The sequence below is a fragment of the Streptomyces sp. NPDC050674 genome, assembly GCF_040654575.1.
In the GTDB taxonomy this organism is placed as follows: domain Bacteria; phylum Actinomycetota; class Actinomycetes; order Streptomycetales; family Streptomycetaceae; genus Streptomyces.
In genome coordinates this window covers 145,747-157,966 of record NZ_JBFAIG010000003.1, presented here as the reverse complement: position 1 = coordinate 157,966, position 12,220 = coordinate 145,747, and the positions used below count along the sequence as shown (strand labels likewise).

The 12,220-nt window shown below is 72.3% G+C and carries 8 protein-coding genes; 6 read left to right on the top strand and 2 right to left on the bottom strand.

Annotated features, from left to right (window positions below; all coding sequences use genetic code 11):
- The first annotated feature begins 148 nt into the window (after window positions 1-148).
- The 4 genes from AB0I06_RS07620 (at window position 149) to AB0I06_RS07605 (ending at window position 5,401) form a co-directional block, all read left to right on the top strand.
- Window positions 149-2,152, top strand: coding sequence for an FAD-dependent oxidoreductase (locus tag AB0I06_RS07620; RefSeq protein ID WP_363117833.1), 2,004 nt, complete (start codon window positions 149-151; stop codon window positions 2,150-2,152).
- A gap of 234 nt (window positions 2,153-2,386) precedes the next feature.
- Entirely contained in the window at window positions 2,387-3,370 is a 984-nt protein-coding gene (locus AB0I06_RS07615; protein ID WP_363118039.1) for a tripartite tricarboxylate transporter substrate binding protein, read from the top strand.
- Entirely contained in the window at window positions 3,367-3,906 is a 540-nt protein-coding gene (locus tag AB0I06_RS07610) for a tripartite tricarboxylate transporter TctB family protein (RefSeq protein ID WP_363117832.1), read from the top strand. Before AB0I06_RS07615 ends, AB0I06_RS07610 begins: the two co-directional genes overlap by 4 nt.
- A 1-nt stretch (window position 3,907) precedes the next feature.
- Complete coding sequence (locus tag AB0I06_RS07605) at window positions 3,908-5,401, top strand: tripartite tricarboxylate transporter permease (protein ID WP_363117831.1); 1,494 nt, start codon at window positions 3,908-3,910, stop codon at window positions 5,399-5,401.
- Between the two features lie 186 nt (window positions 5,402-5,587).
- On the opposite strand, the gene efeB is transcribed toward AB0I06_RS07605, so the two are convergent.
- Both efeB and efeU read right to left on the bottom strand, forming a co-directional pair.
- Window positions 5,588-6,859, bottom strand: a complete 1,272-nt coding sequence (gene efeB, locus AB0I06_RS07600; protein WP_363118038.1) for an iron uptake transporter deferrochelatase/peroxidase subunit — start codon at window positions 6,857-6,859, stop codon at window positions 5,588-5,590.
- A 50-nt stretch (window positions 6,860-6,909) separates the two neighbouring features.
- On the bottom strand, window positions 6,910-8,943 hold the full coding sequence (gene efeU, locus AB0I06_RS07595) for an iron uptake transporter permease EfeU (protein WP_363117830.1): 2,034 nt from the start codon (window positions 8,941-8,943) through the stop codon (window positions 6,910-6,912).
- A 344-nt stretch (window positions 8,944-9,287) separates the two neighbouring features.
- Here efeU and AB0I06_RS07590 point away from each other — a divergent pair, with 344 nt between their 5' ends.
- The gene (locus AB0I06_RS07590) at window positions 9,288-10,397 is read left to right on the top strand and encodes a GDSL-type esterase/lipase family protein (RefSeq protein WP_363117829.1); all 1,110 of its coding nucleotides are present in this window, start codon (window positions 9,288-9,290) and stop codon (window positions 10,395-10,397) included.
- A gap of 125 nt (window positions 10,398-10,522) precedes the next feature.
- Window positions 10,523-12,166, top strand: coding sequence for a cellulase family glycosylhydrolase (locus tag AB0I06_RS07585; protein ID WP_363117828.1), 1,644 nt, complete (start codon window positions 10,523-10,525; stop codon window positions 12,164-12,166).
- Window positions 12,167-12,220: the final 54 nt, after the last annotated feature.

Genomic DNA, 12,220 nt, shown 5'->3' with positions numbered 1-12,220 from the left:
GCCGCGCATTCATTCCTTCGGGTGCCCGGGGCCGGCCGGCTTCGGCGGCCCCGCCCTGACGTCAGGTTTCGCGGCCGGTTCGCTCCTTAGGGTCAACGGCCGGGCGAAGGACGGTGCCCGGGCCGGAGCCGCCACTAGAAAGGCCGCCATGACTGAAGATCACGCGGTTGCGCACTCGGACGGCGGTTTCTCCCGCAGGAGCTTCGCGGCGGTGGCCGGTACGGCCACGGTGGCGACGGCCCTGACCGGTGGTGCCGCCACGGCTGTGCCCGCACCGGCGGCACCGGCCGCACCGGCCGGCAGACGGGGCGCCGACGCCGACAGGTGCCTCGCCGTCGCCCGCGCCCTGCTCGTCCTGGACTCCCACGACCGTCCTCTCGTCCCCCGCTACCAGCGCGTCCTCAAGAACGGGCTGCCGGCCCAGCGCCGGACACGCCCCCAGAACGTCCTCGTCATCGGCGCCGGACCGGCCGGGCTGGTCGCCGCGTGGCTGCTGAAGAAGGCCGGTCACCGGGTGACGGTCCTGGAGGCCAACGGCAACCGGGCGGGCGGTCGCGTCAAGACCTTCCGCAAGGGCGGCCACGAGGACGCCGAGCAGCCCTTCGCCGATCCCCTCCAGTACGCCGAGGCGGGCGCGATGCGCCTCCCCGGCAGCCATCCCCTGGTGATGGAACTGATCGACCAGTTCGACCTCAAGAAGCGGCGCTTCCACTACGTCGACGTGGACGCCGACGGACGTCCCGCCGGCCGCACCTGGATCCACGTCAACGGCATCCGTGTGCGGCGCACCGACTATGCCCGGGCACCCCGGCGCGTGAACCGGTCCTTCGGTGTGCCCCGAGCCCACTGGGACACCCCGGCAGCCGCCATCCTGCGCTCGGCGCTGGACCCGGTGCGTGACGAGTTCAGCCGCGTCGGGTCCGACGGCAAGCGGGTCCCCAAGCCGCTCCCGGAGCAACTGCGGGGCTGGGCGCGGGTGGTGCGGCGGTTCGGTGACTGGTCGATGTACCGCTTCCTGACCGAGCACGCCGGTCTGGACGAGCGGACGATCGACCTGATCGGCACCCTGGAGAACCTCACCTCGCGCCTCCCGCTCTCCTTCATCCACAGCTTCATCGGCTCCTCCCTCATCAGCCCCGACACCCCGTTCTACGAACTGGAGGGCGGCACGGCCGTACTCGCGGACGCGCTGCTGGAACAGGTGCGTGAGGAGGTGCGGTTCGACCGCCGGGTCACACGCATCGACTACCACCACCCCGATCGCCCCGCTCCGGAAGCCGGTCACGTCCGGGGCAAGGGTCCGCACGTGTGGGTGGACACCGTGTCCGAGGGCCGCGGCGGGCCGGTCGTGCGCGAGCAGTTCACCGCGGACGTCGCGGTGGTCACCGTGCCGTTCTCCGGCCTGCGCCACGTGCAGATCAACCCGCCCCTGTCCTACGGCAAGCGCCGCGCGGTCAGCGAACTGCACTACGACTGCGCGACCAAGGTGCTGCTGGAGTTCAGCCGCCGCTGGTGGGAGTTCGACGAGGCCGACTGGAAGCGCGAGCTGAACGCCGTCGACCCGGGTCTGTACGACGCGTACCGCACCGGACGCGCCGCCGCGGACGGCAGCCTCCTCGGCGCCCACCCCTCGGTCCCCGGCGGGCACATCACAGCGGGTCAGCGCACCCACTACGCCGCCAACCGCGCCAGCGGGCGCGACCAGCCCGAGGCGACCGGCGTGGTGGGCGGCGGTTCGGTGTCGGACAACGCCAACCGGTTCATGTTCAACCCCTCCCATCCGGTGCCCGGCAGCAAGGGGGGTGTCGTGCTGGCCTCCTACAGCTGGGCGGACGACGCGCTGCGCTGGGACTCTCTGGACGACGAGGCGCGCTATCCGCACGCCCTGTGCGGTCTCCAGGAGGTCTACGGCCGGCGCATCGAGGTCTTCTACACCGGCGCGGGACGTACGCAGAGCTGGCTGCGCGACCCGTACGCCTACGGGGAGGCGTCCGTGCTGCTGCCCGGCCAGCACACGGAGTTGCTCCCGGTCATCCCCCTGCCTGAGGGACCGTTGCACTTCGCGGGCGACCACACGTCCGTCAAGCCGGCGTGGATCGAGGGGGCCCTGGAGTCCGCCGTGCGGGCGGCCCTGGAGATCCACACGGCCTAGAGGCCGCTGAACCGCCTTGTTCGCGGACGGCCCCGGCGCATCGGCGCCGGGGCCGTTCGCCTGCCGCGGCGCGGGGCCACACCACGCCCCGCCCGGTTACCGCAATGACCAAAACCTCCGTTGGTTTCGCAAGGCAGACAGCCTGTCGATGCCCGGGCACCATGTGGCCCACGCCACGCTCCCCCACAGGGCGTACACCTACCCGCATCGACGTACCGACAGGTGGTGGCACTCGTGCGCCTGCGCACCCCCCTCGCCCTGCTCGGGGCCGCCGTGCTCGTGCTCCTCGGGCCGCCGCTGCTGACCACCGGCAGCGGTTCCGAGACCGGCACACGGATCCCGGGCCTGCGCCTCATGGTCCCCAACACGCCCGGCGGCGGCTACGACATCACGGCCCGCACGGCCGCGAAGAACGCCGAGGACGCCGGACTCACCCACAACGTCGAGGTGTTCAACCTGCCCGGCGCCGGCGGCACGGTGGGCCTGACCCGGCTGGTGAGCGAGCACGGCAACGGCAAGCTCGCCATGTCCATGGGTCTCGGGGTCGTGGGCGCCGTCCGCTCCAACGACGCGCCCAGGACGCTCGGCGACACCACGCCGATCGCCCGGCTCACCGAGGAGCAGGACGTGGTGGTGGTCGCGAAGGACTCGCCGTACAAGACGATCGACGATCTGATCGGCGCCTGGAAGGAGAGCCCGGGCAAACTCCCGGTGGGCGGCGGGTCGTCGCCCGGCGGGCCGGACCACCTCGCGCCGATGCTGATGGCCAAGGCCGCCGGCATCCCTCCGAAGCAGGTCAACTACATCCCCTTCGACGGCGGCGGCGAACTGCTCGCCTCCATCCTCGGCAACAAGGTCGCCTTCGGTGTCTCCGGGGTCGGCGAGTACCTGGACCAGATCAAGGCGGGCGAGCTGCGCCTGCTCGCCGTCACCGGCCCGGAGCGTGTGGAGGGACTGGACGCCCCCACGCTCGAGGAGGCGGGCTACGACGTGAACTTCACCAACTGGCGCGGCATCGTCGCCCCTCCCGGACTCGACGACACCGAGCGGAAGAGGCTCGTACGGCTGGTCGAGGAGCTCCACGACTCGGACGAGTGGCGCGCGTCGCTGGAGCGGAACGGCTGGGACGACGCCTTCCTCACGGGCGAGAAGTTCGGCGCGTTCCTCGACGCCGAGGACAAGCGCGTGGTCGCGGTGCTGAAGGAGCTGGGGCTGTGACGACGCGGACCACCGACACCCCGCCCGCCGGGCAGGGCGAGCGCCGCTCCTGGCTGCGCGAGCACTCCGAACTCGGCGTGTGTGTCCTGCTGCTGGCGCTGGGCGTGCTCGTGCTGACCGACGCGCTCACCATGGACGTCGACATCGCCCAGCGCGGCCCGGTCGGGCCGAAGACCGTGCCGGTCGTGGTCGGCGCCGGCCTGCTGGTCATCGCCGCGCTGCTCGCCCTCGACGTGCTGCGCGGCGGCCGGGGGCAGGCCGAGGGCGGTGAGGACGTCGACCTGTCCGAGCCCGCCGACTGGCGCACGGTCCTGCTGCTCGCCGGAGTGTTCCTCGGCGCGGCCGTCCTGATCGAGCCGGCCGGTTTCCCCGTAGCCGGGGCGCTGCTGTTCTGGGGCGCGGCGTTCGCGCTGGGCAGCCGCCGCGTCGACCGTGATCCGCTCATCGCGGCCGGACTCTCCCTCGTCACCTACGTCGTCTTCGACAACCTGCTCGGCGTGCCCCTGCCCGGCGGCCCCCTGATGGGAGTGCTGTGACATGAACGCCTTCAACTCGCTCCTGGACGGCTTCGGTACGGCCCTCACCCCCGTCAACTTGCTCTGGGCCGCGATCGGTGTCCTGCTCGGCACGGCCATCGGGGTCCTGCCCGGCATCGGCCCGGCGATGGCGGTGGCGCTGCTGCTGCCGGTGACGTACGGGCTCGACCCGACCGGCGCGTTCATCATGTTCGCGGGCATCTACTACGGCGCCATGTTCGGCGGCTCGACCACCTCCATCCTGCTCAACACCCCGGGTGAGAGCGCTGCCGTGGTGGCGGCCATGGAGGGCAACCCCATGGCCAAGTCCGGGCGCGGCGCGCAGGCCCTCGCGGCGGCCGCCATCGGGCACTTCGCGGGCGGCATGATCGGCACGCTGCTGCTGGTGGCGCTCGCGCCGACGGTCGCGGAACTCGCCGTCGACATCGGCGCGCCGGACTACTTCGCCCTGATGGTGCTGGCGTTCATCGCGGTGACCTCGGTGCTCGGCTCGTCCCGCGTCCGGGGTCTGGCCTCCCTGCTGATCGGCCTCACCCTCGGTCTGGTGGGCCTGGACCAGATGACCGGCCAGCAGCGCCTGACGTTCGGCTCGCTGCAACTGGCCGACGGCATCGACGTGGTGATCGTCGCGGTCGGGCTCTTCGCCATCGGAGAGGCGCTGTGGGTGGCGGCGCACCTGCGGCGCAGGCCGCCGGAGCCGATCCCGGTGGGGCGGCCCTGGCTGGGGCGCGACGACGTGAAACGGACCTGGAGGTCGTGGCTGCGCGGGCCGTTCATCGGCTTCCCGTTCGGCGCGATCCCGGCGGGCGGCGCCGAGATCCCCACCTTCCTGTCCTACGTGACGGAGAAGCGGCTGTCCCGGCACAAGGACGAGTGGGGCAAGGGCGCCATCGAGGGCGTCGCGGGCCCCGAGTCGGCGGCGTCGGCCTCGGCGGCCGGGACCCTGGTGTCGATGCTGACCCTGGGCCTGCCGACCACGGCGGTCGCGGCCGTGATGCTGGCCGCCTTCCAGCAGTACGGCATCCAGCCCGGCCCGCTCCTCTTCGAGCGCGAACCCGACCTGGTGTGGGGCCTGATCGCCTCCCTGTTCGTCGGCATGGTGCTGCTGCTCGCGCTGAACCTGCCGCTGGCGCCGGTGTGGGCGAAACTGCTGCGCATCCCTCGGCCGTACCTCTACGCCGGGATCATGTTCTTCGCGGCGGTCGGCGCGTACGCGGTCGGCGGTGAGGTGACCGACCTGGTGATCCTGCTGGTCATCGGTCTGATCGGGTTCGGCATGCGCCGCTACGGACTGCCCGTGCTGCCCGCCGTGATCGGGGTGATCCTCGGCCCGAACGCCGAGCAGCAGTTGCGGCGGGCCCTGCAGATCAGCGACGGCCGTGTGTCGGGTCTGGTGGACACGCCGTTCGCGGTGACCGTGTACGCGGTGATCGTGCTGCTGCTGATCTGGCCGCTGCTGAGGAAGGCGGTGAGGCGGAGCCGCGCCGAGGCCTGACGGCGTCAGCGCGGCACCCGCTCCCGGGTGCCGCCCGGGAAGCGGACCTCCACCTCGCCGGCCGCGGTGACCCGTACGCGCGCTCCTGAACATCGCGTGTACGGGTCCGCGGTGTTGCCTGGCGGCCCGCCGAGTCTTCGATCAACACCTCTGGCCAAGACGGGACTCGGCAGGGAGCGGCTGGAGTCAGGTGGACATCAGCCCGCTGCCCAGCCAGTCGGAGGAGTCCCGCACACCGGGCAGGGCGAAGAAGTAGCCGCCGCCGGTCGGCGAGATGTAGTCGACGAGGGGTTCGTCGATCAGCCGGGTCTGGGTGGCCTCGAACTGGCGGCGCACGTCCTGCTGGTAGCAGCAGAAGACCAGTCCCATGTCCAGGTCGCCGACGCTGTCGACGCCCCGGTCGTAGTTGTAGCCACGGCGCAGGATGCGGGAGGTGTCGGTCCGCGCGGTACGGGGGTTGGCGAGCCGGATGTGTGCGTCGAGCGGGATCGCCGTGCCGTGCGGGTCCTTGGCGTAGTGCGGGGTGTCGGTCTCCTTCGTGCCGTCCAGCGGAGCGCCGGTGTCCTTGCGCCGGCCGAACATCAGCTCCTGCTCGGACAGCGAGACCCGGTCCCAGAACTCCACGAGCATGCGGATGATCCGGACGACCTGATAGCTGCCCCCGGCCGCCCATGCGGGTTCGCCCTGGCCCCTGCCGACCCACACCAGCCGGTCCATCTCCCGGGCCGAGGTCACGTCCGGGTTGGCGATGCCGTCCTTGAAGCCCAGCAGGTTGCGCTGGGCGCCGCTGGGCCGGGGCGTGTTGTGGAAGCCGTCGACGCGCCAGCGGATCTGGAGGGCGCCCCGGGTGTGCTTGGCGATGTCGCGCAGGGCGTGCAGCACGGTGTCCTGGCGGGCCGCGCAGAGTTGCAGGGACAGGTCGCCGTGGCACTCGGCGGGGTTCAGGTCGTCGTTGGGGAAGGTCCGCATGGGCGTGAGACGGCGCGGCTTGGCCCGGGCGAGTCCGTAGCGGTCGTCGAAGAGGGAGGCGCCGACCCCCACGGTGACGGTGAGCGCGTCGGCCGGGACGGCCGGGCCGAGGATGCCGTTGTCGGAGGGCGGGGCTCCGACGCCGAGGTCCTCGGGCGTGCCGCCGGAGGTGAGGAAGCGGGCCCGCTCGGTGAGGGTGCGCAGCAGGTCGGCCAGTTCGGCGCGGTCGGCGGCGATGACGTCGAAGGAGACGAAGGCGGCGGCCGCCTGAGCGGGGGTGAGGATCCCGGCCTGGTGGGGCCCGTGGAAGGCCACCGGAGCGGTGTCCTGCTCGGCCGCCCGGGCCGTGCCGCTGCCGCTCTCGGTGAGCGCGAGTCCACCCCCGGCCAGGACGGCGCCGGCGGCTCCGGCACCCAGGGCCGTCTTCACGAAGGAGCGGCGGCCGGCGTGGGCGGGGCAGCCCGGCGGTGGCGTGGCGGCGGACGGCATGGGGGTGTTCCCTTCGGGGTGTGCTGCGGGGTGGCGTAGTCGGGTGCCGCTCATGCGGACTTCCTGATCTCGAGCAGGTCCGGCACCGGGGAGAGGTCTTCGAGGAGTTGCCCCGTGGTCCCGTCGATCCGGGCCTTCGTGGCCGGGTCGAGCCGGTCGACGGGGGTCCACCCGGCCCCGTGGTGCGCGGAGTCGAGCAGCTTCTGCACACGTGCGATGTCCGCGTCGACGGTGGGAAGCAGCTTCGGGGCGCGCGAGGTGAGCAACGGCCTGAGCACGGCGAGCAGTTCGCGTGTCCCGGCGAGGTTGGCGTCCGCGGTGGCCAGTCCGGTGCCGCTGCCCTGGTCGGTGTCGCCGGTCAGCTCGAACTGGAGGGTGTTCTCCAGGATCTCGTGGGCGCGCAGAGGCAGGTCGGAGGGGTCGAAGTCCTGGTGCGGGAAGGCCTCGCGCAGTCCGGCGGTGTCATCGGCCAGCCGCTGTGCCAGGCCCCTGAGCCGGGCGGCGGACTCGCCGTGCCACAGCCCGTACTCGATCCGGTGGAAGCCGGTGAAGCGCGTGTCGTGCACGCCGCCCGGCAGGCCGTCGGGCCGTCCGTCGATCTTCTGGTCGAAGTCCTCGAAGGTGCCGTAGGCGGCGCCCAGGGAGGCATAGGTGCGGTGCGCGGTCAGCCAGTCGGTGCGGGCGGCGGCCAGGTGCCCGGCGCGGATGTCGCCGCTGAGCTCGCGGGTCTGCGTGACGAGCGTGGCCAGGCCCCGGTTCACATAGGCCTTGTAGGCCCTGAGCGGTGCGGCGAGGTCCTGCTCCGAGACGGGCACGACGGCGTGGGCACCGGCGGCGCCGCCGACCCGGACCGTCTTCGAGGTGACGGCTTTGCCGTCGGCCGGCACGCAGCGCCAGGCGTACGTTCCGCCCGCCACGGTGGCGACGAGGTCCCGGGTGGTGCCGGGCGCCAGCCCCTCGATCTCCCCGTAGACCGCGTTCGAGGAGGGGTCGATCAGATACACCTCGGACGTCTGGTTCCCGGTGTTGTGCATCCGGAAGTCCCGGCGTCCCGGCTCGGGAGCGGTGAATCCCCGGCCGCAGTCCGTCGCGGAGACGGCGACGGTCTGGCCGGCGGCGGGCTCGGGGTGTGCGAGTGCCACGACCAGCCCGGCCAGGAGCGCGGGGACGGCGACGACGGCGGCGGGCACGAGCCAGCGGGGGCGGGTGGGGCCGGGGGTGAGGGGCCGGCCGGCCGGAGCACCGGCGCTCTCCCGGCTCGGGGCCCCCGGCCCTCCTCGCCCTCCCCGTACGAAGAGCGTCATCACCACGGCGAGATATCCGGCGTACCCGATCACCTGGAGCCAGGTCATCGCCGGAGTCAGATTGAGCACGCCCTGGAGCAGAGCGGCGTACCAGGATCCGGCGTCGACGCTGCCGCTCAGGTCGAAGGCGTAGGCCGTCCCGTCGGGCAGCACCGCGCCCTCCTGGAGGTCGCGCAGCCCGTAGCCGAGGACGCCCGCCGCGATGACGATCAGGACCGCGCCGGTGACGGCGAAGAAGCGGGTGAGGTCGATGCGCAGCACCCGGCGGTAGAGACCCCAGCACAGGAAGGCGGCGAGGAGGAGCCCGGCGCCCGCTCCGGTGAGGGGCCCGGCCGACTCGTCCGCCGCGCGGACGGTGGTCCACAGGAACAGGGCGGTCTCCAGGCCCTCGCGCCCGACCGCGAGGAAGGAGGTGAGGATCAGCACTCCGGCGCCCATGGTCAGCGCCTCGGTGACCTTCTCCCTGATTTCGCCCGCCAGGCTGCGGGCGGATCGCCGCATCCAGAACACCATGGTGGACACGAAGGCGACGGCGACGAGGCTCAGGGCGCCGCCGAAGGCCTCCTGCGCGGGGGTGGAGAGGGAGGCGGCCGTGAAGGTGAGGACCGCGCCGAAGCTCAGCGAGACGGCGATCGCGGCGAGCACGCCGGTCCACACCTGCGACAGCCGTGACGTGGCCCCGGCCCGCACGAGGGTGGCGACGAGCACCGAGACGACGAGCCCGGCCTCCAGCCCTTCCCTCAGCCCGATCAGAAAGCTCGGAAACGAGTCGTCCCACATGTGCCGCGGCCCTCCCGGCCCGATGCCAGGCCGCCGCGTGAACGGTTAGCCAAGGCATGCCTTACTGACGCCGACCATCATGGACTCCGCCCTCTGGGCATCCGGTCATGAATGCCTCATGGCCCGGCAAAAGTCCCGGGACGCCGTCAACGGCGGGGCACGGGCAGGCAGTCGTCATCCGGGTTCACCGAAGACCTCCGCGGTGTGCCCGGCGGGAGCGGGCGGCGGCGGCAACGAACTCGGTATCCGGCCCACCGGCTCGCCACCCACCTCTTGACGCGTCAATGACAACAGTGGCTTGATGTGGTGGGAGCGCTCCCACCTCATCAAGGGAAGGGACCACCATGCACCGAACCCCCCACGCGTCCCCGCACTTACGGGTCATGCCCGCACTCGGGTTCCTGGCCGCCCTGCTCCTCGCTCTCGGCATGACGGCGGCTCCCCGCGCTACGGCCGCGCCGGCTGCGGACCCCATCCGCATCATGCCGCTCGGCGACTCCATCACCGGCTCGCCGGGCTGCTGGCGGGCCGTGCTGTGGAACCGCCTGGTCAACAGCGGCTACAAGGACATCGACTTCGTCGGCACCCTCCCCCCGCAGGGCTGCGGGCAGGCGCACGACGGGGACAACGAGGGTCACGGCGGTGAGCTGGTCACCAACGTGGCCGACCAGAACCTGCTGCCCGGCCGGCTGGCCTCCACGCGGCCGGACATCGTTGTCATGCACTTCGGCACCAACGACGTCTGGAGCAGTGTCTCCCCCGATCGCATCCTCGCCGCCTACACCAAGCTCGTGGCGCAGATGAGGGCCTCCGATCCGGACATGCGGATCCTCGTCGCCCAGCTCATCCCCCTGAACCCGAGCAGTTGCGGGGCCTGCGCGCAGCGGGTGGTCGACCTCAACGCCCGCATACCCGCCTGGGCCCGGGCGACCGGCACCGACCTCTCCCCCGTCACCGTGGTCGACCAGTGGACCGGGTTCAGCACGGCCACCGACACCTACGACGGCGTGCACCCCAACGCCTCCGGGGACGGCAAGATCGCCGCCCGCTGGTTCCCGGCCCTGGCGGCGGTCCTCGACGCCGGTGTCCCGCAGGACCCGGGCGGCCCGGGAGAGCCGGGCGGGGACCCGGCCGCCTGCACCGCCCGCTACAAGACGGTGTCCTCCTGGCAAGGCGGTTACCAGGGCGAGGTGACGGTGACGAACACGTCCGCCGCCGCGGTCACGGGCTGGACCGCGACCGTCGCACCCGCGAACGGCGCACGCCTCACCCAGCTCTGGAACGGCACCCACACCACGGCCGCCGACGGCACGGCGACCGTCACCAACGCCGCCTGGAACGGCGCCCTCGCTCCCGGCGCGAGCGCCACGTTCGGCTTCGTCGCCACCGCCCCTGCAACGTCGGGCACCCCGGCGGCGACCGTCACCTGCGCGGGCAGGACACCGGCCGGATGACAGCCCTGCCGGGTCGCGGACACCCCGGCATCGGGCCCATCCGGACCCCTCGACAGCAGGCCCCCGTTCACCACCACAGCGCCACCGACCACGCGCCCCACCCGACCCCCACTTCTGGAGCCGTCATGAGACTCCGCCCCACGCCCGCGTCCCCCACCCCACGCCTGGCCGCCGTGGCCACCACCCTGCTCGCCCTCCTCCTGTCCCTCCTCGTCCTCACACCGCCGGCCCAGGCCGCCCCCACCGGTTTCCGGGTACAGAACGGGCGGCTGCTGGAGGCTGACGGGAACGACTTCGTGATGCGGGGCGTCAACCACGCCCACACCTGGTATCCGGACCGGATCAGCTCCCTCGCCCACATCAAGGCCAAGGGCGCCAACACCGTCCGGGTGGTCCTCGCCAGCGGCGACCGCTGGACGCGCAACGACGCCGCCGACGTGGCGAACGTGGTCTCCCAGTGCAAGCAGAACCGGCTGATCTGCGTCCTGGAGGTGCACGACACCACGGGCTACGGCGAGCAGAGCGGAGCCGTCTCGCTCTCCCGGGCCGCCGACTACTGGATCAGCGTGAAGAGCGTGCTGGCCGGCCAGGAGGACTACGTCATCGTCAACATCGGCAACGAGCCGTTCGGCAACACCAACTACACGGCGTGGACGGCCGACACCAAGGCCGCGATCCAGAAGCTCCGGGACGCCGGGTTCAACCACACGATCATGGTGGACGCGCCTAACTGGGGCCAGGACTGGGCGTTCACGATGCGTGACAACGCCGCCTCGGTCTTCGCCGCCGACCCGGACGCCAACACGGTCTTCTCCGTGCACATGTACGGCGTCTTCGACACCGCCGCCGAGATCACCGCGTATCTGAACCGCTTCGTGACGGCCCGGCTGCCCATCGTGGTGGGTGAGTTCGGCCACGACCACTCGGACGGCAACCCCGACGAGGACACCATCCTGGCCGTGGCCCAGCAGCTCCGTCTCGGCTACCTCGGCTGGTCGTGGAGCGGCAACAGCAGCGACGTCGGCTACCTGGACATGGTCACGAACTTCGACCCCGACCAGCTCACCTCCTGGGGCCGGCGCCTCTTCAACGGCGCGAACGGCATCGCCGCCACCGCCAAGGAGGCCACGATCTACTCCGGCACCGGCGGCGACACCACTCCCCCGACCGCGCCCGGCACGCCGACCGCCTCCGCGGTGACCTCCTCGTCCGCCACCCTGAGCTGGGCCGCCGCCTCCGACGCGGCGGGCGTCACCGGTTACGACGTCGTCCGGATCAGCGGCGGCACCGAGTCGGCCGTCACCAGCACCACCGCGACCACGGCCACCCTCACCGGTCTGTCCCCGGCGACCTCCCACACCTTCGCCGTCTACGCCCGCGACGCCGCCGGCAACCGCTCGCCCCGCTCGGGCACCGTGACGGTCACGACCGCCCCGGGCGGTTCGTCGTCGGCCTGCGGTGTCGGCTACCGGGTGACGGGCAACTGGCCCGGCGGCTTCCAGGGGGAGATCGTCCTGCGCAACACGGGAACGTCGGCGATCAACGGCTGGACGCTGCGCTGGACCTTCCCGGACAGCCAGCGCGTCACCAACCTGTGGGGCGGTACGGCCACCCAGAGCGGTGCGCAGGTGAGTGTCGCGGCCGCCTCGTACACCGCGGCGATTCCCGCCTCGGGCTCGGTCACCCTCGGCTTCACGGCCACCCGCTCGGCGGCGAACCCCGCCCCGACCGCCTTCACCCTGAACGGCGCGGACTGTTCCGTGAGTTGACCGCACCCCCGTGCGGCGGTGCCGCCGGGCTCCCCGCCCGGCGGCGACCACCGT

Coding starts and splice junctions, on each gene's coding strand:
- AB0I06_RS07620 (WP_363117833.1), top strand. CDS start 149: ATGACTGAAGATCACGCGGTTGCGCACTCGGACGGCGGTTTCTCCCGC.
- AB0I06_RS07605 (WP_363117831.1), top strand. CDS start 3,908: ATGAACGCCTTCAACTCGCTCCTGGACGGCTTCGGTACGGCCCTCACC.
- efeB (WP_363118038.1), bottom strand. CDS start 6,859: ATGCCGTCCGCCGCCACGCCACCGCCGGGCTGCCCCGCCCACGCCGGC.
- efeU (WP_363117830.1), bottom strand. CDS start 8,943: ATGTGGGACGACTCGTTTCCGAGCTTTCTGATCGGGCTGAGGGAAGGG.
- AB0I06_RS07590 (WP_363117829.1), top strand. CDS start 9,288: ATGCACCGAACCCCCCACGCGTCCCCGCACTTACGGGTCATGCCCGCA.
- AB0I06_RS07585 (WP_363117828.1), top strand. CDS start 10,523: ATGAGACTCCGCCCCACGCCCGCGTCCCCCACCCCACGCCTGGCCGCC.